Here is a 21,928-nt window from a genome sequence, read left to right as displayed (position 1 = left end):
AAATTTAGTAATCTTAAAGAATGAAAATGAGGCTATTTAAAGTACTAGCAATGATTTTTTATTTTCTAGGTTTTCCGAGTGTTCCTAAAATAATCTCTATGATAGGAAACGTTATTTCTACCACAAGTATATATTTTAAAAAGTGGGATGATATAAATAAGTATTCAATCATTATTGTCTTCCTTATAAATAAAATGAATATAAACGATATGCTTTATATTAAAGCATATGAAATAAGTATACAAACCGTTATGTGTACAATAGATCTCTAGAAATATATATTCTAATTTCTTATCCTTCTTGCATATAGTTACAATTATTCTTTTGAATATAACTAAAACACGAACGTTATTGGTGAGTAATAAAAAAACATTCGATTATTTGTTGACATTGTTTATGAAATATTGTTAATATAGCCATAGAAAGAATAATATATAAGACCTCATATAATCGCGGGGATATGGCCTGCAAGTCTCTACCTAACGACCGTTATTCGTTAGACTATGAGGGAAAGTCACTCGGTATTTTTCTATTCACAAGGGATACGTATGCCTGAGTAGAGCGCTTTCTCTCATAGTAAAAGAGAAACTGTTCTATTTCAGGCTTTTTTTATTTGAATCGGGGGGATTCTAATATGAAATCACTAGTTGGAGTCATAATGGGAAGCACGTCAGACTGGGAAACAATGAAATATGCTTGTGACATTTTAGATGAATTAAATATACCGTATGAGAAAAAAGTTGTATCTGCTCATCGGACTCCGGATTATATGTTTGAATATGCAGAGACGGCTCGTGAACGTGGGTTGAAAGTTATTATTGCTGGAGCTGGTGGCGCAGCGCATTTACCAGGAATGGTTGCAGCGAAGACGAATCTTCCTGTAATTGGAGTTCCAGTTCAATCAAAAGCGTTAAACGGCTTAGATTCATTATTATCCATCGTCCAAATGCCAGGAGGGGTTCCAGTTGCAACTGTTGCAATTGGTAAGGCTGGTTCAACAAATGCTGGTTTACTTGCTGCACAAATACTTGGATCATTCCATGATGATATACATGATGCATTAGAATTGAGAAGAGAAGCGATTGAAAAAGATGTGCGCGAAGGTAGTGAGCTAGTATGACGAGAATCATTTTACCTGGAAAAACAATCGGCATTATTGGAGGCGGCCAGCTAGGAAGAATGATGGCATTGGCAGCTAAGGAGATGGGATATAAAATTGCTGTTTTAGATCCTACAAAAAATTCACCATGTGCACAAGTTGCTGATATTGAAATTGTTGCACCATATGACGATTTAAAAGCAATTCAGCATTTAGCGGAGATTAGTGATGTTGTCACATATGAATTTGAGAATATTGATTATAGATGTTTACAATGGCTTGAAAAACATGCTTACTTACCGCAAGGCAGTCAGTTGTTAAGTAAAACACAAAATCGTTTTACAGAAAAGAATGCGATTGAGAAAGCTGGGCTACCAGTAGCAACGTATAGATTAGTTCAAAATCAAGATCAGCTTACTGAAGCAATTACTGAGTTATCATATCCTTCCGTCTTGAAAACGACGACAGGCGGATATGATGGGAAAGGTCAAGTTGTTTTAAGAAGTGAGGCTGACGTTGATAAAGCTCGAGAGCTTGCGAATGCAGCAGAGTGTATTTTAGAGAAATGGGTGCCTTTTGAAAAAGAAGTATCAGTTATTGTGATTCGTAGTGTAAGTGGTGAAACGAAAGTGTTTCCGGTAGCGGAAAATATTCATGTAAATAACATTTTGCATGAATCTATCGTTCCAGCTCGCATTACAGAAGAACTTTCTCAAAAAGCAATTGCTTATGCAAAAGTGCTCGCGGATGAACTAGAACTTGTGGGAACACTAGCGGTAGAGATGTTTGCTACAGCTGATGGTGAGATTTACATTAATGAATTAGCACCAAGACCTCACAATTCAGGACACTATACACAGGATGCATGTGAAACGAGTCAATTCGGTCAACATATTCGAGCAATCTGTAATTTACCTCTTGGAGAAACAAATTTGTTAAAACCAGTTGTCATGGTAAACATTTTAGGCGAACATATAGAAGGGGTCCTAAGACAAGTGAATAGATTAACCGGGTGCTATTTACACTTGTATGGAAAAGAAGAAGCAAAAGCGCAGCGGAAAATGGGGCATGTTAATATTTTAAATGATAATATTGAAGTCGCTCTAGAAAAAGCGAAGAGTTTGCATATTTGGGACCATCAAGAACAACTGTTGGAGGGAAAAAGATGATTAGTCGTTATACACGCCCAGAAATGGGTGCAATTTGGACGGAAGAGAATAAATTTAAAGCGTGGTTAGAAGTTGAGATTTTAGCTTGTGAAGCATGGGCTGAGCTTGGCGATATTCCAAAAGAAGATGTTAAAAAAATCCGTGAGCATGCATCATTTGATATTGATCGTATTTATGAAATTGAAAAAGAGACACGTCATGACGTAGTTGCATTCACTCGTGCTGTATCAGAAACACCAACATTAGGTGAGGAACGTAAATGGGTTCATTACGGTTTAACATCTACAGACGTAGTAGATACAGCGCTATCTTACATCTTAAAACAAGCGAATGAAATCATATTAAAAGACTTAGAAAACTTTGTAAGCATTTTAGCTAACAAAGCGAAAGAGCATAAATACACGATCATGATGGGAAGAACACACGGTGTTCATGCAGAACCAACAACATTTGGTTTAAAACTTGGTCTTTGGTATGAAGAAATGAAACGTAACGTAGAGCGTTTCAAACAAGCTGCTGATACAGTTCGCGTTGGTAAATTATCTGGTGCGGTTGGTACATACGCAAATATCAATCCATTCGTAGAAAAGTATGTTTGTGAAAACTTAGGATTAGAAGCAGCACCAATTTCAACACAAACATTGCAACGTGATCGCCATGCTCATTACATGTCAACACTTGCACTAATCGCAACATCTATTGAAAAGATGGCAGTTGAGATTCGTGGTTTACAAAAGAGTGAAACACGTGAAGTTGAAGAGGCTTTTGCAAAAGGCCAAAAAGGCTCTTCTGCAATGCCACATAAACGTAATCCAATCGGATCAGAAAATATGACTGGTTTAGCTCGTGTTATCCGCGGTTATATGATGACAGCGTATGAGAATGTTCCATTATGGCATGAGCGTGATATTTCTCACTCTTCGGCAGAACGCGTAATTTTACCAGATGCTACAATCGCATTAAATTACATGCTAAATCGCTTTGGTAATATCGTTAAAAACTTAACTGTATACCCAGAGAATATGAAACGCAATATGACAAGAACATATGGCTTAATTTATTCTCAGCGTGTAATGCTTACATTAATCGACAAAGGTATGGTACGTGAAGAAGCTTATGATATCGTACAGCCTAAAGCGATGGAAGCTTGGGAAACACAAGTACAATTTAAAGAGCTTGTAGAAGCTGATGAGCGTATTACGAGCAAGTTATCACAAGAAGAAATTAATGAATGCTTCAACTATGAGCATCATATGCAACACGTTGATACAATCTTTGAACGCCTTGGGTTAAACGAAGCGTAAAATTTCATATGGCACAGAATAGAGTCATTCTGTGCCATTCTTTATAAAAACATTATTCACATTTTTCAAACTACAGGGGGCTTGCGAAATGCAAAAGCTAGAATTGCTGTATGAAGGTAAGGCAAAAAGAATTTATCGTACAGAATCAGCAGATATGGTTTGGGTAGAGTACAAAGATAGTGCGACTGCTTTCAATGGGGAGAAAAAAGAGACGATTACAGGAAAAGGTCGTTTGAACAATGAGATTACAACTTTATTGTTCAGAAAGTTACAAGAAGTAGGAATAAAAACACATTTTGTAGAGAAGTTATCTGAAACAGAGCAACTTGTTAAAAAAGTGAGTATTATTCCTCTAGAAGTTGTCACAAGAAATGTAATTGCAGGAAGTCTTTCAAAACGATTAGGAATGGAAGAGGGAACTGTACTTGCAGAACCAATCGTAGAATTTTACTTCAAAGATGATGATTTAGGAGATCCGCTTGTAACGGAAGATCATATTCGTGTATTAAACGTTGCATCACCAGAGCAAGTAAGCGTATTACGAGATATGGCTCTACAAATCAATCAAGTGTTGATTGATCATTTCGCAAGCTGTCGTGTAAGATTAGTAGATTTTAAATTAGAGTTTGGTGTAACAGATGAAGGGGAAATCATTTTAGCGGATGAAATTTCACCAGATACTTGCCGTTTATGGGATGAAACGAGCAATGAAAAATTTGATAAAGACGTATTCCGTCGTGACCTTGGAAATTTAACAGAAGCTTATGAAGAGATTTTAAAACGTTTAGGGGGAATTTCACATGTATAAAGTTAAGGTATATGTAACGTTAAGAGAAAGCGTATTAGATCCACAAGGAACAGCAGTAAAAGGGGCACTTCATAGTCTTTCGTTCACAGAAGTACAAGACGTTCGAATCGGAAAATATATGGAATTAACAATTGATAAATCAGTATCTGACCTTGATGCAAAGGTAAAAGAAATGTGTGAAAAACTATTAACAAACGTTGTAATGGAAGACTTCCGTTATGAAGTTGAGGAGGTTGTCGCACAGTGAAATTTGCAGTCATAGTATTCCCAGGTTCGAACTGTGATGTCGATATGTTCCATGCAATTAAAGATGAGCTTGGTGAAGAAGTAGATTACGTTTGGCACGATAGAGAGAATTTAGATGAATATGATGCAATTTTACTACCTGGTGGATTCTCTTACGGTGACTATTTACGTTGTGGTGCTATTTCTCGCTTCGCGAATGCAATGAAAGCAGTGCAAAAAGCTGCTGAGCAAGGAAAGCCGATTTTAGGTGTATGTAATGGATTCCAGATTCTTGTTGAATCAGGATTACTACCAGGAGCGTTAATGAGAAACGAACACTTAAAATTTATGTGCCGAACAGTTCAGCTGCGTGTTGAAAATAATGAAACGATGTTTACATCACAATATGAAAAAGATGAAGTAATCAATATTCCAATCGCGCATGGTGAGGGGAATTACTATTGTGATGAAGAGACTCTTAAACAATTAGAAGAGAATAATCAAATCGCATTCCGTTACGTAGAAAACCCGAATGGAAGCGTTTCAGATATTGCTGGTATTGTAAATGAAAAAGGAAATGTACTTGGTATGATGCCACACCCAGAGCGTGCTGTAGATGAATTACTTGGCGGTGCTGAAGGGTTAAAAGTCTTTCAATCTATCTTAAAACAGTGGAGGGAAACATATGTCGTTAATGCTTGAACCAAATCCAACACAAATTAAAGAAGAGCGCATATATGCGGAAATGGGGCTAACAGACGAAGAGTTTGCCATGGTTGAAAAGATTTTAGGCCGTCTGCCAAATTATACAGAAACAGGATTATTCTCTGTTATGTGGTCTGAACATTGCAGTTATAAAAATTCAAAACCAGTACTTCGAAAATTCCCAACAACAGGTGAGCGCGTTCTGCAAGGACCTGGGGAAGGTGCTGGAATTGTAGATATCGGTGATAATCAAGCGGTTGTATTTAAAATGGAAAGTCATAACCATCCTTCTGCTATTGAACCATATCAAGGAGCAGCAACAGGCGTTGGTGGTATTATCCGTGACGTATTCTCTATGGGAGCACGCCCGGTAGCTCTATTAAACTCACTTCGCTTCGGTGAATTACAGTCACCACGTGTGAAATATTTATTCGAAGAAGTAGTGGCAGGGATTGCAGGATACGGTAACTGTATCGGCATTCCGACTGTTGGCGGCGAAGTACAGTTTGATCCATGTTATGAAGGAAATCCACTTGTAAATGCAATGTGCGTAGGCTTAATTAATCATGAAGATATTAAAAAGGGGCAAGCGCACGGTGCTGGAAATACAGTAATGTACGTAGGAGCATCAACTGGTCGTGACGGTATTCACGGTGCAACATTCGCATCTGAAGAGTTATCTGAAAGCTCAGAAGCGAAGCGTCCAGCAGTTCAAGTAGGAGATCCATTTATGGAGAAACTTCTTATTGAAGCTTGCTTAGAACTTATTCAGTCGGATGCACTTGTTGGAATTCAAGATATGGGTGCAGCTGGTTTAACATCATCTTCTGCAGAAATGGCAAGTAAAGCAGGTATGGGTATTGAAATGTACTTAGATGATGTACCACAGCGCGAAACAGGAATGACACCATATGAAATGATGCTATCTGAATCACAAGAACGTATGTTAATCGTTGTGAAAAAGGGTAGAGAGCAAGAAATAGTAGATTTATTTGAGAAGTATGGTCTTGCAGCCGTTACGATGGGGAAAGTAACGGAAGACAAAATGCTTCGCTTATTCCATAAAGGTGAAAAGGTAGCTGAAGTACCAGCAGATGCTCTTGCGGAAGAAGCACCAATTTATCATAAGCCATCAAAAGAAGCAGCATACTTTGCTGAATTCCAGGCAATGAAAATGGAAACACCAAAAGTAGAAAATTATAAAGAAACGTTATTCGCTCTATTACAACAACCGACGATTGCAAGTAAAGAGTGGGTTTATGATCAATATGATTATCAAGTTCGCACAAGCACAGTTGTTACACCAGGTTCAGATGCAGCAGTTGTACGTGTACGCGGTACAGAAAAAGGGTTAGCAATGACGACAGATTGTAATTCTCGCTATATTTATTTAGATCCAGAAGTGGGCGGTAAAATTGCAGTAGCAGAGGCAGCACGTAATATCGTATGTTCTGGGGGAGAGCCACTTGCAATTACAGATTGCTTAAACTTCGGTAATCCAGAAAAACCAGAAATCTTCTGGCAAATTGAGAAATCAGTAGATGGTATGAGTGAAGCTTGTCGTACATTACAAACGCCAGTTATCGGCGGAAACGTATCAATGTATAACGAACGTAGTGGTGAAGCTGTATATCCAACACCGACAGTTGGGATGGTTGGACTTGTACACGATTTAAAACATGTAACAACACAAGAGTTCAAGCAAGCTGGCGATTTAGTTTATGTAATTGGAGAGACGAAAGCTGAGTTTGGTGGAAGTGAATTACAGAAAATGATTCACGGCAAAATTTTCGGTCAATCACCAAGCATCGATCTAGACGTAGAATTAAAGCGCCAAAAACAAGTATTAGAAGCAATTCAAGCTGGCCTTGTTCAATCTGCTCATGATGTTGCAGAAGGTGGTTTAGCAGTTGCAATTACTGAAAGTGCAATTGGTGCAAAAGGTTTAGGTGCTACTGTGAAATTAGACGGAGAAGCAACAGCAGCATTATTCGCTGAATCACAATCGCGCTTCGTTATAACTGTAAAACGTGAAAATAAAGAAGCGTTCGAGAAAGCGGTAGAAGCAATTCAAGTTGGAGAAGTGACAAATACAAATGAAGTAACAATTCATAATGAAGAAAATGAAGTATTACTTACAGCAAATGTAGATGAAATGAGAAAGGCTTGGAAAGGGGCAATCCCATGCTTGCTGAAATAAAGGGGTTAAATGAAGAATGTGGCGTTTTCGGAATTTGGGGGCATGAAAATGCAGCACAAGTTTCGTACTACGGATTGCATAGTTTACAGCACCGTGGACAAGAAGGCGCAGGCATCGTCGTAAATAATGGTGAGAAAATCGTCGGTCACAAGGGGTTAGGTTTAATATCGGAAGTATTTTCAAGAGGTGAGCTAGAAGGCTTAAACGGAAAATCAGCAATTGGACATGTACGATATGCGACAGCTGGCGGAAGTGAAGTTGCTAACGTTCAACCATTATTATTCCGTTTTTCTGATCATAGTATGGCATTAGCTCATAACGGAAATTTAATTAATGCAAAGATGCTTCGTCGTGAATTAGAGGCAGAGGGAAGTATTTTCCAAACAAGTTCAGATACAGAGGTACTTTTACATCTCATTAAACGTAGTACGAAAGATTCTTTAATTGAAAGTGTAAAAGAGGCTCTAAATAAAGTGAAAGGTGCGTTCGCATATCTTTTACTAACTGGAAATGAAATGATCGTTGCGCTAGACCCGAATGGATTCCGTCCTCTTTCAATTGGAAAGATGGGAGATGCTTACGTTGTAGCATCAGAAACATGTGCTTTCGATGTAGTAGGTGCAACATACATTCGTGATGTAGAACCAGGTGAATTGCTTATCATCAATGATGAAGGAATTCATGTAGATCGTTTTACAAATGAAGTAGATCATGCAATTTGTAGTATGGAGTACATTTACTTTGCACGTCCGGATTCTAATATTGCAGGTATTAACGTCCATGCAGCACGTAAAAACATGGGAAAACGTTTAGCGGCAGAAGCTCCTATTGAAGCTGATGTTGTTACTGGTGTACCAGACTCTAGTATTTCAGCGGCAATTGGTTATGCGGAGGCGACAGGAATTCCATATGAGTTAGGATTAATTAAAAATCGTTACGTTGGACGTACGTTTATTCAACCCTCTCAAGAACTGCGTGAGCAAGGGGTTAAGATGAAGCTTTCAGCAGTAAGAGGCGTAGTTGAAGGAAAACGAGTTGTGATGATTGACGATTCTATCGTAAGAGGAACGACGAGTAAACGAATTGTTCGTATGCTTCGCGAGGCTGGAGCGACAGAAGTTCATGTAAGAATTGCTTCACCACCTCTTAAGTATCCATGTTTCTATGGCATTGATATTCAAACGAGAAAAGAATTAATCGCAGCAAATAATTCAATAGAAGAAATCCGTCAAATCATCGGAGCAGATTCTTTAACATTTTTAAGTGAAGATGGATTAGTAGATGCAATTGGACGTCCATATGAAGGGAAATACGGCGGTCTATGTATGGCGTACTTCAATGGAGATTATCCGACAGCTCTTTATGATTATGAGCAAGAGCTTTTAGAAAGTATGAAATAAGAAGAAAAAAGCTTCTACTTCTTTTGATGTAGAAGCTAGCTTCTTTCTTAAAACGGCCGGCCCTGGATAGGGAGAAATTAAAAGACGAGGTGTAAATAACGATGGCGAATGCATATAAGCAAGCAGGAGTAGATATTGAAGCTGGATATGAAGCGGTATCTCGCATGAAAAAACACGTACAAACAACAATGAGAAAAGAAGTACTAGGCGGTCTAGGCGGTTTTGGAGGTATGTTTGATCTATCAAAATTTGCATTAGAAGAACCTGTATTAGTATCTGGAACAGATGGCGTGGGAACGAAATTGATGCTCGCTTTTATGGCAGATAAACATGACACAATAGGTATTGATGCAGTAGCAATGTGTGTAAATGATATTGTTGTCCAAGGAGCAGAGCCGCTTTTCTTCCTTGATTATATTGCTTGTGGTAAAGCTGAACCTAGTAAAATTGAAAACATCGTCAAAGGTATATCAGAGGGCTGTCGCCAAGCTGGTTGTGCATTAATTGGTGGAGAAACAGCTGAAATGCCAGGAATGTATTCTACGGAAGAATACGATTTAGCTGGTTTTACAGTTGGAATTGTTGATAAAAAGAAAATTGTAACAGGTGAAAAAATTGAAGCTGGTCAAGTATTAATTGGCTTAGCATCTAGCGGTATTCATAGTAATGGTTATTCTTTAGTACGAAAAGTATTACTAGAAGATGGAGAACTATCTTTAGATCGCATTTACGGACGCTTAGAACTACCTCTTGGTGAAGAATTATTAAAACCAACGAAAATTTATGTCAAACCTATTTTAGAACTATTGAAGAAATATGAAGTATACGGTATGGCGCATATTACAGGTGGCGGATTCATTGAAAATATTCCACGTATGTTACCAGAAGGAATCGGTGCAGAAATTGAATTAGGATCTTGGAAAATTCAACCGATCTTCAGTTTACTTCAAGAAGTGGGAAAACTAGAAGAGAAAGAAATGTTCAATATTTTTAACATGGGTATTGGTATGGTAGTAGCAGTGAAGGAAGAAGAGGCAAAAGATATTGTTCGTCTTCTTGAAGAGCAAGGAGAAACAGCTCGTATTATTGGACGTACTGTACAAGGGACTGGCGTTACCTTCAATGGGGGCACAGCACTATGAGTAGATTAGCAGTTTTTGCTTCTGGAAGCGGCTCTAACTTTCAATCTCTCATCAATGCGGTGGAAGAAAATAGATTAGACGCAGATATTAGTTTATTAGTATGTGATAAACCAGAAGCACGTGCTGTTGGACGGGCACATTATCATCATATTCCATGTTTCGCTTTTTCAGCGAAAGCATATGAGTCAAAAGAAGCATTTGAAAAAGAAATATTAAAGAAGCTAGAAGAGTATGAAATTGATTATGTTATTTTAGCTGGATATATGCGTTTAATTGGACCGACTCTACTAGAAGCTTACGGCGGGAGGATTATTAATATTCATCCATCGCTATTACCGAGTTTTCCAGGGAAAGATGCTGTTGGTCAAGCGTTAGAAGCAGGTGTGAAAGTAACTGGAGTAACGATTCATTATGTAGATGCAGGTATGGATACAGGGCCAATTATTGCGCAAGAAGCAGTGGTTGTTTCTGAAGGGGATACGAGGGAAAGCTTACAAAAGAAAATTCAACAAGTTGAACATAAATTATACGTAAATACAGTGAATCAAATTGTTCAATCTGTGAAAGAACCAACTGTTAACTAACATACAACCAGGGGTGAAGGATAAATGAAAAAGCGTGCATTAGTAAGTGTTTCAGATAAAACAGGAGTAGTAGAATTTGTTAAAGGTTTACTAGAACAAGGGATCGAAGTTATCTCAACAGGTGGTACGAAAAAATTACTAGAAGAAAATGGCTTACAAGTAATCGGTATTTCTGAAGTAACTGGGTTCCCAGAAATTATGGATGGCCGCGTAAAAACATTACATCCAAACATTCATGGTGGTCTATTAGCAGTTCGCGATAATGAAACGCATGTAGCGCAAATGAATGAATTAGGTATGCAGCCAATTGATTTTGTTGTTGTGAACTTATACCCATTCAAAGAAACAATCGCTAAGCCTGATGTAACATTTGCTGATGCAATTGAAAATATTGATATCGGTGGTCCAACAATGATTCGCTCTGCTGCGAAAAATCATAAATTTGTATCGGTAATTGTAGATCCAGTAGATTACGATGTTGTATTAGCAGAACTGAATGAGAACGGTGAAGTAAAAGAAGAAACAAAACGTAAATTAGCAGCGAAAGTATTCCGTCATACAGCGGCATATGATGCGTTAATCTCTAACTACTTAACAGAGCAAATGGGTGAAGAAAGCCCAGAAACATTAACAGTGACATTTGAGAAAAAACAAGATTTACGCTATGGAGAAAATCCACATCAAAAAGCAACCTTCTATAAAGCACCATTCGCTGTAACTTCTTCTGTTGCATACGCAGAACAATTACACGGTAAAGAATTATCTTACAACAATATTAACGATGCAGATGCAGCACTTAGTATTGTAAAAGAATTTACAGAGCCAGCAGTAGTAGCAGTAAAACATATGAATCCATGTGGTGTTGGAGTGGGTACTGATATTCATGAAGCATACACACGCGCTTATGAAGCAGACCCAGTATCAATCTTTGGTGGAATTATTGCAGCAAATCGTGAAATTGATAAAGCTACAGCAGAAAAGTTACACGAAATTTTCTTAGAAATCATTATTGCACCTTCTTTCTCAAAAGAAGCTTTAGAAGTATTGCAAAGTAAGAAAAACTTACGTCTACTAACTGTAAATATTGAAAAAGCGACAAGTGCAAGCAAAAAACTAACTTCTGTACAAGGTGGTCTTCTCGTTCAAGAGGAAGATACGTTATCATTAGATGAAAGTACAATTTCAATTCCGACAAAACGTGAACCATCAGAGCAAGAGTGGAAAGATTTAAAACTAGCTTGGAAAGTTGTAAAACATGTGAAATCAAACGCAATTGTTTTAGCGAATGATAACATGACAGTTGGTGTAGGCGCGGGACAGATGAACCGTGTAGGTTCTGCAAAAATCGCAATTACACAAGCTGGTGAAAAAGCACAAGGTAGCGCACTTGCATCTGATGCTTTCTTCCCAATGCCAGATACAGTAGAAGAAGCAGCAAGAGCAGGGATTACAGCAATCATTCAACCAGGCGGATCAATCCGTGACGAAGATTCTATTAAAGTGGCGGATAAGTATGGGATTACGATGGTGTTCACTGGCGTACGTCATTTCAAACACTAGTAGAGGATGTTTAAAAGGTCCGGTCAAGATAACTGTCGCATGTCGTCGTTGCATTGCCAGTGCGGTACTCATGTAGGAAAGCTACATTCCGTGTCCTCCAGTCAAATGCGCCTCGACCTGCTCGGTTCTCTTGATCCTCCCTTTTAAACTTTGATTGATATGAAAACAAACTAGGAGCAGAGCTTCTAGTTTGTACTTATTTAAGTATTGGGGGATGAAATATGAATGTTTTAGTAATTGGCCGCGGTGGGCGTGAGCATGCTTTAGCTTGGAAGTTTGTGCAATCTGAAAAGGTGGAAAAGGTATATGTAGCACCTGGTAATGAAGGTATGCGCGATGTTGCAACACCAGTTGATATTGATGAAAATGATTTTGACGCATTAGTTTTATTTGCTAAAGAGAATAAGGTTGAATTAACTTTCGTTGGACCAGAAATTCCGCTTATGAATGGAATTGTTGATCGCTTTAAAGAAGAGGGACTTCGTGTATTTGGCCCAAATAAGGCGGCTGCTGTTATTGAAGGTAGTAAGGCTTTTACGAAAGAATTGATGAAAAAATATGATATTCCAACTGCGGCATATGAAACTTTTACAGACTATGAAGAAGCAGTACAGTATATTCAAAAAGTTGGTGCGCCAATCGTTATTAAAGCTGACGGCCTAGCTGCTGGTAAAGGTGTAACGGTAGCAATGACGCTTGAAGAGGCATTACAAGCTGTGAAAGAGATGCTACAAGATGTGAAGTTCGGCGAAGCGAGCAAGAAGGTCGTTATTGAAGAGTTTTTAGATGGACAAGAATTTTCATTAATGGCATTTGTAAATGGAACAACTGTGCATCCGATGGTAATTGCGCAAGATCATAAACGAGCTTTTGATGGTGATAAAGGTCCAAATACAGGCGGAATGGGTGCGTATTCTCCCGTACCACAAATTCCAGGATCAGCAGTTCAAGAGGCAATAAAAATGGTATTACATCCAACTGCCAAGGCGATGATTGCAGAAAACCGTTCGTTTACAGGAATTTTATATGCGGGACTTATTTTAACAAATGATGGCCCAAAGGTAATTGAATTTAATGCACGCTTTGGTGATCCTGAAACGGAAGTAGTATTACCTCGCTTAGAAAATGATTTAGTTGATGTATGTAACGCTGTATTAGATGAAAGTGAATTAACGTTACAGTGGTCAGAGGAAGCGGTAATTGGTGTTGTACTTGCTTCGAAAGGGTATCCGGAAGCATATAAAAAAGGTGAAATTATTAACGGATTAGACACATTGCAAGATGTAATTGTTTTCCATTCAGGCACAGCTATGAAGCACGGTGACTTTGTAACAAATGGTGGCCGTGTACTATTTGTTACTTGTAAGGCGGACAGTTTACAAGCAGCGAAAGATAAGGTGTATAAAGCAATTGGTAAAATTGAGAGTGATGGTCTATTTTACCGAAGTGATATAGGATATCGTGCAATTGGTCATGAGATGACGAGAAGCTAATATGTAAAAATCCCGCTGATTTCTCAGCGGGATTTTTTATGCGTCTTTATCTTTTTTCAATTTTCCTTTTTGCTTTGCCATTTCTCGAAGTAAATACTCGATGTGTGCATTGACGCTACGAAACTCATCATTCGCCCATTTTTCGATGACTGCGTGTAATTCAGGATCAATACGTAATGGAAAGCTTTTCTTTTTAGCCATAATGATTACAACCTTTTAATATAGGCTTCCTGTATTAATAACTGGTTGCGCACCTTTATCTGAAACGATGGCAACTAATAAGTTGTTCACCATATTTGCTTTACGCTCGTCATCTAATTCAAGTACGCCTTCCTCATCTAACATATGGATTGAATCTTTCGCCATCTTCACAGCACCTTCAACAATCTCTTTTCTAGCAGCTAATACTGCTTTTGCTTGTTGACGTTGTAGCATTGCATGGGCAATTTCTGTTGCGTAAGCTAAATGTGTTAAACGAGTTTCTAATACTTCTACGCCAGCGATTTCAAGGCGCGCTTCTAACTCACGTTTTAATTCTTCAGAGATTTCTTCAGTATTTCCGCGTAACGTGATACAAGTTTCATCTTGGAAATTGTCATAAGGATATTTTGTTGCGACGTGGCGGATTGCTGTTTCACTTTGAATTTCTACAAATCGATCGTAATGTTCAACACCGAACATTGCTTTTGCAGAATCAACAACTTTATATACGATAACGGCTGCAATTTCAATTGGATTTCCCTCAATATCGTTTACTTTTAACTTCTTACTATTAAAGTTTTCAACACGTAACGATACAGTTTGACGGAATGCGAATGGAATTGTTAAAAATAAACCGTTTTGACGAATTGTTCCTAAATAATTACCGAAAAACGTAATGACTTTTGCTTGGTTTGGTTGAACAATACCAATACCTGTAGCAAGAACTGCGGCTAAAATAATAGTTAATGCCGCTCCTATGAAAATTTCTTGTACAAGGAAAAATACACCGATAGCGGCTAAAATTAAAATCCCGATAATACCGAGAAAACCATTTACATAAAAAACTTGTTTTTCTTTCATATGATCGCCTCCTGATATATAAATGATATCACTTTTATATCATTTTATGCAAGGGCTTTACACCTAATTTTCTGAAATTAATGATTAAGTATCTCTTATGTATATTTTGAGGTTTGAAACGAGAATATACGTTCTGTCTTATGGTAAAATAAAGAAGACTTAACCGCCCACTGCAGCAGCTAAGTCCCTTTGAGAGCATCTTGCATCGTGACAAATGATTCAAAGCGGTTTTGCCAGGATTATATCTTCAATCGCTGACTCAATCTCTTTGTCAGAAGTGTCATAACTTCCATTTGACTTTGGTTTGTCGTGATTGGAAGTTTGGTTCACTTCTTCTTTAGCATGTCCCTTTTCAGCGACATTCATGCTAGGCATTTTAAATGCCCCCATATTCATGTATTTTCCGAATTTCCACATTTCAACAACAGGGCAGAAACGAACAATTCCCTCTGCAATTTTCATTGCACCAATCCATAGCAAGACGTTAGACCAAGTGCACCACGGCTTGCGTACAAGTTTAGCGCTACTACAGCCGAAGAGGATAAGTCCGAGCGTAATTCGAATTAGGGCATTTATTGTACCGATGTTTTGCTTCATTAGAAAAACACTCCTTTTTATGAAAGTTGAAATAGATAATACTATTTCTCTTATTAGTATCCCTTGTGATTTTTGGGATATGTAATCCAACATTTGACGTTGAAAAAGATGTTGGAATGTGCGTGTGTGTAAGTAGCTTTTTTTGTTATAATGAAAGAATGCACAAAAGGAAGTTCAAAGTTAAATCCTCTCGTTTGAAAAACTATGGAAGAGGGAATTCCAAACTTAATTCTCCGTTTTAAACAAATATTTAAGATGAAGTTAAAAAAATCCTGATGAAAATAAACTGTTATTTTGAACAGAAATATATATAAATAGAGAAAAGAAAGGGTGTTTTCATGTACGATATTTCCGGGTGGAAACATGTATTTAAGCTTGATCCAAATAAGGAGTTAAGTGACGAACATTTAGAAATGATTTGTGAGTCTGGAACAGATGCTGTTATTGTAGGCGGAAGTGATGGAGTTACAATTGATAATGTATTACACATGCTAGTTAGCATTCGTAGATATGCAGTTCCTTGTGTGTTAGAGGTTTCTGATGTGGAAGCAATTACACCAGGATTTGATTTTTATTATATCCCAAGCGTTTTAAATAGCCGAAAGGTAGAATGGGTAACAGGTGTTCATCATGAGGCTTTGAAAGAATTTGGGGATATTATGGACTGGGATGAAATTTTTATGGAAGGGTATTGTGTTTTAAATCCGGAAGCGAAAGTAGCTCAGCTTACAGATGCGAAATGTGATGTAACAGAAGATGATGTAATTGCATACGCGCGTTTAGCAGACAAGCTATTACGTTTACCGATATTTTATTTAGAATATAGCGGTACGTATGGAGACGTTGAACTTGTTAAAAATGTAAAAGCAGAATTAAAACAAGCGAAGTTATATTATGGCGGCGGTATTTCTAATGCTGAACAAGCGAAGGAAATGGCACAATACGCTGATACAGTAGTTGTTGGAAATATTATTTATGATGATATAAAATCCGCGTTAAAAACAGTTAAAGCAGTAAAAGGAGAGTAGGTGCAGGCGTATATGAGTAAGACAGATAAGTTATTAAATGGTTTAAATCCGCAGCAACAAAAAGCAGTACAAACAACGAACGGACCACTTCTATTAATGGCAGGGGCAGGTAGTGGTAAAACACGTGTGTTAACACATCGTATTGCGTATTTACTTGGTGAAAAAGGTGTAGCGCCATGGAATGTACTAGCTATTACCTTTACAAATAAAGCGGCTCGTGAAATGCGCGAGCGTATTGATACACTTGTCGGACCAGAAGCAGAAGATATTTGGATTTCTACGTTCCACTCTATGTGTGTACGTATTTTACGACGTGATATCGATCGTATTGGTATTAATCGTAACTTTACAATCTTAGATTCAGGCGATCAGTTAACTGTAGTCAAAAAAATTATGAAAGAGCGCAATATTGATCCGAAGAAATTTGAGCCACGCTCTATTTTAGCTGGTATTAGTAATGCGAAAAATGAATTGTTATCTGCAGATAAATATGCGAAAAAAATTACAATCGCTGATCCATATGAAAAATTAACGAGCGATGTATATACAGAATATCAAAAACGTCTTCTGAAAAATAACTCATTAGACTTTGATGATTTAATTATGACAACGATTCAGCTATTTGAACGTGTTCCAGAAGTACTAGAGTTTTATCAGCGTAAGTTCCAATATATTCATGTGGATGAGTATCAAGATACGAATAAAGCACAGTACCTTCTTGTAAAACATTTAGCAGCACGTTTTAAAAATTTATGTGTTGTAGGTGACTCAGATCAGTCTATTTACCGCTGGCGCGGGGCTGACATTTCTAACATTTTGTCATTCGAAAAAGACTATGAGAATGCGCAAGTTATTCTGTTAGAACAAAACTATCGTTCGTCACAAAATATTTTAAATGCAGCGAATGCTGTTATTGAAAAAAATTCAAACCGTAAACCGAAAAAATTATGGACAGACAATCAAGTTGGAAGCAAAATCTCATATTACCGTGCTGCGACGGAAAAAGACGAAGCATATTTTGTTGCGAAAAAAATTCGTGACGATATTCAAATGGGAAAACGAAAATATACTGATTTTGCAGTGTTATATCGTACAAATGCCCAGTCTCGTATGGTCGAGGAGATTTTCCTGAAATCTAATATTCCTTACAAAATTGTCGGCGGTACGAAGTTCTACGATCGTAAAGAGATTAAAGACATTTTGGCGTATTTACGTTTAATTGGGAATCCAGATGATGAGATTAGTTTCGCACGTATTATTAACATGCCAAAGCGCGGAATTGGTGCGACTTCTATCGATAAAATTATTAATTACGGTGTACAAAATGGAATCTCATTGACTGCTGTATTCGATGAGATTGAGCATGTTGGAGTAAGTGCAAAAATTACAAAGGCAGTAAAAGAATTCGCAGGTTTATTACACAACTGGGTAAATATGCAAGAGTATTTATCTGTTACAGAATTGGTAGAAGAAGTTATTGAAAAAACAGGCTATCGCGATATGTTGAAAAACGAGCGTACTTTAGAAGCAGAAGGTCGTTTAGAGAACTTAGATGAGTTTTTATCTGTTACGCAAACATTTGAATCTCAAAGCGAAGATAAGAGTCTTGTTGCATTCTTAACAGACTTAGCGCTTGTTGCTGATATTGATCGTGTCGATGAAGATCCAACTGCTGGTGAGGAAGTTATTTTAATGACGATGCACTCAGCGAAAGGATTAGAATTCCCAGTTGTCTTTATTGTTGGTTTAGAGGAAGGAATATTCCCGCATACTCGTTCTCTAATGGAAGAAGATGAAATGCAGGAAGAGCGTCGCCTTGCTTATGTAGGTATTACTCGTGCAGAAGAAGAGTTATATTTATCTAACGCACAAATGCGTACTTTATTTGGTAGAACAAGTATGAACGCTGCCTCTCGATTTATTACAGAAATTCCGGCAGAGCTAGTAGAATCGTTAAATGAAACAGCGCCAAAGCGTGAAACTTCGTTTGGTGCAAAAGGAAGAACGACAAGTACAAGTAGAATGACAACTACAACCACAACACGCTCTCGTTCAGCTTTCGCGCGTCCTGCAGCTAAGACGACAGGTGGCGAGCAAATTGGCTGGGCAGTAGGCGATAAAGCTTCCCACCAAAAATGGGGAGTCGGTACAGTTGTCAGTGTAAAAGGTGAAGGTGATGCAAAAGAATTAGATATTGCGTTCCAAAGCCCGATTGGTGTTAAACGTTTGTTAGCAAAATTTGCACCTGTGACGAAACAATAGGAAAGGAATGAGGGTATGTCAAAAGAGATAGCAAAACAACGTATAGAAGAACTGCGTGATTTGTTAAATACATTTAACTATCAGTATCACGTATTAGACAATCCTTCTGTTTCTGATGCGGAGTATGACCGTAATATGCAGGAGCTTATAAAATTAGAAGCAGAGAATCCAGAGTTTATGAGTGAAGACTCCCCCTCCATTCGCGTTGGGGGAACGGTTCTTGATATATTTGAAAAAGTAACACATAAGTCACCGATGTTAAGTTTAGGAAATGCATTTAACGAAGGAGATTTACGTGATTTCGACCGACGAGTACGCCAAGGAATTGATGATGCGAATGTAAGATATATATGCGAATTAAAAATTGACGGACTTGCTGTTTCACTTCATTATGAAAAAGGACGCTTCATTCAAGGGGCAACGCGTGGTGATGGTGTAACAGGGGAAGATATTACCCAAAATTTAAAAACAATTAAAGCGATCCCGCTCCGTTTAAATGAAGAAGTAACGTTAGAAGCACGAGGCGAAGCTTATATGCCGAAGCGTTCATTCGTTAAGTTAAATGAAGAAAAAGAGCAAAATGGTGAAGATGTATTTGCGAATCCGCGTAATGCGGCAGCAGGTTCAATACGCCAACTTGATCCCAAAATTGCAGCGAAACGTAACTTATCTATGTTTGTGTACGGTCTTGCGAATGTAGAAGAAAAAACAATTCCATCACATAGTGAATCGCTTGATTTCTTAGGTGAACTTGGATTCAAAACAAATCCAAATCGTCGTACATGTGAAACAATCGAAGAAGTTATAGCTTATGTAGAAGAATGGCAAGAAAAACGTCCGCATCTTGATTATGAGATCGATGGAATCGTTATAAAAGTAGATGATGTTGCTCTTCAAGAAAGTTTAGGAACTACAGCAAAGAGTCCAAGATGGGCGATTGCTTATAAATTCCCGGCTGAAGAAGTTGTAACAAGATTAACAGGCATTGAATTAAGTGTTGGTCGCACAGGGGTTGTAACACCGACTGCAGAGCTAGAGGCAGTGCGAGTGGCTGGTACTATCGTTCGTCGTGCCTCTTTACATAACGAAGATTTAATTCGTGAAAAAGACATTCGAATTGGTGACTATGTTGTTGTGAAGAAGGCCGGAGATATTATTCCTGAAGTTGTGAACGTTATTTTTGATAAGCGTACTGGTGAGGAAGAAGAATATCATATGCCAACGCATTGCCCAGCATGTGAGAGTGAACTAGTTCGTTTAGAAGAAGAGGTAGCACTTCGCTGTATAAATCCAACTTGTCCGGCTCAAATTCGAGAAGGATTAATCCATTTCGTTTCAAGAAATGCAATGAATATTGATGGACTCGGAGAACGTGTCATTACACAACTCTTTGATGCTGATTATATTCGTACATTCGCTGATTTATATTCGTTGACGAAAGAGCAATTATTACAGCTAGAACGATTCGGTGAAAAATCAGCAACGAATTTAGTACAAGCAATTGAGAATTCTAAAGACAACTCATTAGAACGATTATTATTTGGTCTTGGTATTCGCCATGTTGGAGCGAAAGCAGCACGTACATTTGCAGAGCATTTCGAAACGATGGATGCGCTTGTGAAAGCAACGGAAGAAGAACTAAAAGCAATTAATGAAATTGGTGAAAAAATGGCTCAATCCGTCGTGACGTATTTTGATAATGAAGACGTATTAGAGCTATTACAACAATTTAAAGAGTATGGCGTGAATATGGCATACAAAGGCATAAAAATTGCTGATTTACAAAATGTTGAGTCGTACTTCGCAGGAAAAACTGTCGTTTTAACAGGGAAATTAGAAGTTATGGGACGTAGTGAAGCGAAGAAAAAGATTGAGGCATTAGGTGGAAAAGTAACAGGAAGTGTTAGTAAAAGTACGGATTTAGTTGTTGCAGGTGAAGCAGCAGGTTCGAAATTAGCACAAGCAGAGAAGCATAATGTTGAGGTTTGGAATGAAGAGAGGTTCTTACAAGAGCTAAATAAGTAAGAGGTGCAAACTTACCATGAAAAAAATAGCATTAGCGGTATTAAGCCTTGGCCTACTCGTAAGTGGGTGTAGTGCAGGTGCCGATAAAGATGAAAAAGTGGTTGAGAAATCGGGGAAAGCAAAAGAGCAAGCAATCGTTCCGAAGTACGCTATTTCGGATGAATACTATAAGGCGACTATTCCATTTGAAGCAGGATCTGCACGTGGTTTAGTTGTACAAGGAGTAAGTAATCGTCTTGATATAGATGAATTTGAAACAGGATTAATGCGTATTGCAAAAGAATCCTTTAGTACGAAAGATCATTTCTTTAAAGGTGGAAGTACTCTAGATACTCAAAATGTGCAGATGCTTGTTAAAAGAAAGCGTACAGATGCTGAACAAAAGGAACTAGAGGACAAATTAAAAAAAGATGCAGTTAAATTTCCAAACATTGGGTTAAACCCAGCGTTAGGTGGAGGATCTGAATCATTAGAGGAAAAGAATAAAAAAAATCCAATATATATTTCAAATATTTTAGAGCATGATTATTATGTGAAAAAAGGCGAATCAGATGAGCGCCAAGGCATTGTAATTGGTTTAGCGATGAACTCGGTTCATTATTACGAGGAAGAGCATGGTTATCCGCGTGAGGCTAAAATTGAGCAAGAAAAAATGGTAGCTGAAGGGAAAAAAATGGCGCAAGAAGTCTTGAAATTTATGCATCAAAAACAGCCTGAAACAAAAAACCTTCCGATAACATTTGCAATTTATCGTCAGGCTCCAAAGGCTTCACTCGTGCCAGGTAACTTTGTTTCTTATGCGAATGTTGAAAAAGGCAGTGAAACGGTTGAGGATTGGAAACAAATTAATGAGAAATATTATTTGTTCCCATCTGAACAAGCGAAAACAGATAATAAACGTGAAGATCTGGCGAGAGTATCGAACTTTAAATCAAAACTAAGCGATTATTTCCAAGGCGACTATACAGCTGTTATCGGTACTGGTATGTATAGAGATGATGAATTAAGAGAAATAAAGCTTGATATTCCTGTCCAGTTTAATGGGAAAGCAGAAATAATTGGTTTTACACAATATGTAGCTGGGCTTGTTATGGAATACTTCCCGAATTATATGAAAGTACAAGTAACGATTAAATCTGTAGAACGCCCAGAAGCAATTATTATACGTGAAGCAAAGCAAGATGAACCATTTGTGAAAATTTTAGATTAAATAGGAGGGCTGTTCCTTTATGGAACGGCTTTTTTTCTTGAGGAATTTTGTTATA

Annotated in this window: 19 protein-coding genes and 1 riboswitch; of the genes, 16 read left to right on the top strand and 3 right to left on the bottom strand. The window is 37.9% G+C overall.

The genetic code is table 11. The features are described 5' to 3' along the window. Positions 1-422: 422 nt before the first annotated feature. A riboswitch (purine riboswitch) is annotated at positions 423-524 on the top strand. A 110-nt stretch (positions 525-634) separates the two neighbouring features. The 12 genes from purE (at position 635) to purD (ending at position 13,689) form a co-directional block, all read left to right on the top strand. Further along, the gene (gene purE, locus DN392_RS25815; RefSeq protein WP_000839367.1) at positions 635-1,120 is read left to right on the top strand and encodes a 5-(carboxyamino)imidazole ribonucleotide mutase; all 486 of its coding nucleotides are present in this window, start codon (positions 635-637) and stop codon (positions 1,118-1,120) included. Beyond that, entirely contained in the window at positions 1,117-2,268 is a 1,152-nt protein-coding gene (gene purK, locus DN392_RS25810) for a 5-(carboxyamino)imidazole ribonucleotide synthase (RefSeq protein WP_000196788.1), read from the top strand. Before purE ends, purK begins: the two co-directional genes overlap by 4 nt. Then, positions 2,265-3,572 carry an adenylosuccinate lyase gene (gene purB, locus DN392_RS25805; RefSeq protein WP_000625688.1) on the top strand — a complete coding sequence of 436 codons (1,308 nt, stop codon included), beginning with the start codon at positions 2,265-2,267 and terminating at the stop codon, positions 3,570-3,572. The genes purK and purB overlap by 4 nt, the downstream gene beginning before the upstream one ends. Before the next feature lie 88 nt (positions 3,573-3,660). After that, positions 3,661-4,380, top strand: a complete 720-nt coding sequence (gene purC, locus DN392_RS25800; RefSeq protein ID WP_001170543.1) for a phosphoribosylaminoimidazolesuccinocarboxamide synthase — start codon at positions 3,661-3,663, stop codon at positions 4,378-4,380. Further along, positions 4,373-4,627, top strand: a complete 255-nt coding sequence (gene purS, locus DN392_RS25795; RefSeq protein WP_000278821.1) for a phosphoribosylformylglycinamidine synthase subunit PurS — start codon at positions 4,373-4,375, stop codon at positions 4,625-4,627. The genes purC and purS overlap by 8 nt, the downstream gene beginning before the upstream one ends. Next, on the top strand, positions 4,624-5,307 hold the full coding sequence (gene purQ / locus DN392_RS25790) for a phosphoribosylformylglycinamidine synthase subunit PurQ (protein ID WP_061672125.1): 684 nt from the start codon (positions 4,624-4,626) through the stop codon (positions 5,305-5,307). The genes purS and purQ overlap by 4 nt, the downstream gene beginning before the upstream one ends. After that, the gene (gene purL / locus DN392_RS25785) at positions 5,291-7,510 is read left to right on the top strand and encodes a phosphoribosylformylglycinamidine synthase II (RefSeq protein ID WP_046953712.1); all 2,220 of its coding nucleotides are present in this window, start codon (positions 5,291-5,293) and stop codon (positions 7,508-7,510) included. The genes purQ and purL overlap by 17 nt, the downstream gene beginning before the upstream one ends. Further along, positions 7,495-8,910 (top strand): amidophosphoribosyltransferase, encoded by a 1,416-nt coding sequence (gene purF / locus DN392_RS25780; RefSeq protein WP_000879030.1) that lies wholly within the window; start codon positions 7,495-7,497, stop codon positions 8,908-8,910. Before purL ends, purF begins: the two co-directional genes overlap by 16 nt. Positions 8,911-9,011: 101 nt before the next feature. Continuing rightward, positions 9,012-10,052 (top strand): phosphoribosylformylglycinamidine cyclo-ligase, encoded by a 1,041-nt coding sequence (purM, locus tag DN392_RS25775; RefSeq protein WP_001262447.1) that lies wholly within the window; start codon positions 9,012-9,014, stop codon positions 10,050-10,052. Further along, positions 10,049-10,636, top strand: a complete 588-nt coding sequence (gene purN / locus DN392_RS25770) for a phosphoribosylglycinamide formyltransferase (RefSeq protein WP_000088568.1) — start codon at positions 10,049-10,051, stop codon at positions 10,634-10,636. The genes purM and purN overlap by 4 nt, the downstream gene beginning before the upstream one ends. Before the next feature lie 24 nt (positions 10,637-10,660). Continuing rightward, the gene (gene purH / locus DN392_RS25765; protein ID WP_000745432.1) at positions 10,661-12,196 is read left to right on the top strand and encodes a bifunctional phosphoribosylaminoimidazolecarboxamide formyltransferase/IMP cyclohydrolase; all 1,536 of its coding nucleotides are present in this window, start codon (positions 10,661-10,663) and stop codon (positions 12,194-12,196) included. Positions 12,197-12,417: 221 nt separating this feature from the next. Continuing rightward, positions 12,418-13,689, top strand: a complete 1,272-nt coding sequence (gene purD, locus DN392_RS25760) for a phosphoribosylamine--glycine ligase (RefSeq protein ID WP_061672126.1) — start codon at positions 12,418-12,420, stop codon at positions 13,687-13,689. A 36-nt stretch (positions 13,690-13,725) separates the two neighbouring features. Here purD and DN392_RS25755 read toward each other — a convergent pair whose 3' ends face one another. The 3 genes from DN392_RS25755 to DN392_RS25745 all read right to left on the bottom strand — a co-directional run bounded on the left by DN392_RS25755 (position 13,726) and on the right by DN392_RS25745 (position 15,348). Then, the gene (locus DN392_RS25755; protein ID WP_001085171.1) at positions 13,726-13,890 is read right to left on the bottom strand and encodes a type II toxin-antitoxin system antitoxin; all 165 of its coding nucleotides are present in this window, start codon (positions 13,888-13,890) and stop codon (positions 13,726-13,728) included. A 15-nt stretch (positions 13,891-13,905) separates the two neighbouring features. Further along, positions 13,906-14,751 (bottom strand): SPFH domain-containing protein, encoded by an 846-nt coding sequence (locus DN392_RS25750; protein ID WP_000660682.1) that lies wholly within the window; start codon positions 14,749-14,751, stop codon positions 13,906-13,908. A 219-nt stretch (positions 14,752-14,970) separates the two neighbouring features. Next, positions 14,971-15,348 carry a YgaP family membrane protein gene (locus DN392_RS25745; protein WP_000812334.1) on the bottom strand — a complete coding sequence of 126 codons (378 nt, stop codon included), beginning with the start codon at positions 15,346-15,348 and terminating at the stop codon, positions 14,971-14,973. Between the two features lie 338 nt (positions 15,349-15,686). On the opposite strand from DN392_RS25745, the gene pcrB reads away from it, so the two are divergent. The 4 genes from pcrB to DN392_RS25725 are packed head-to-tail and all read left to right on the top strand — an operon-like array spanning position 15,687 to position 21,873. Next, the gene (gene pcrB / locus DN392_RS25740; RefSeq protein ID WP_000272092.1) at positions 15,687-16,376 is read left to right on the top strand and encodes a heptaprenylglyceryl phosphate synthase; all 690 of its coding nucleotides are present in this window, start codon (positions 15,687-15,689) and stop codon (positions 16,374-16,376) included. 12 nt (positions 16,377-16,388) lie between these two features. Further along, positions 16,389-18,638: a DNA helicase PcrA gene (pcrA, locus tag DN392_RS25735; protein WP_142292457.1), complete on the top strand. Its 2,250-nt coding sequence runs from the start codon at positions 16,389-16,391 to the stop codon at positions 18,636-18,638. A gap of 15 nt (positions 18,639-18,653) precedes the next feature. Continuing rightward, positions 18,654-20,663 carry an NAD-dependent DNA ligase LigA gene (ligA, locus tag DN392_RS25730; protein WP_000031461.1) on the top strand — a complete coding sequence of 670 codons (2,010 nt, stop codon included), beginning with the start codon at positions 18,654-18,656 and terminating at the stop codon, positions 20,661-20,663. A gap of 16 nt (positions 20,664-20,679) precedes the next feature. Continuing rightward, complete coding sequence (locus DN392_RS25725; RefSeq protein ID WP_000717038.1) at positions 20,680-21,873, top strand: CamS family sex pheromone protein; 1,194 nt, start codon at positions 20,680-20,682, stop codon at positions 21,871-21,873. Positions 21,874-21,928 lie beyond the last annotated feature (55 nt).

Source organism: Bacillus sp. BB51/4 (assembly GCF_008368845.1).
GTDB lineage: Bacteria > Bacillota > Bacilli > Bacillales > Bacillaceae_G > Bacillus_A > Bacillus_A wiedmannii.
Note: the sequence above shows the minus strand (reverse complement) of the source record. Positions and strands in the feature narration are given on the sequence as shown.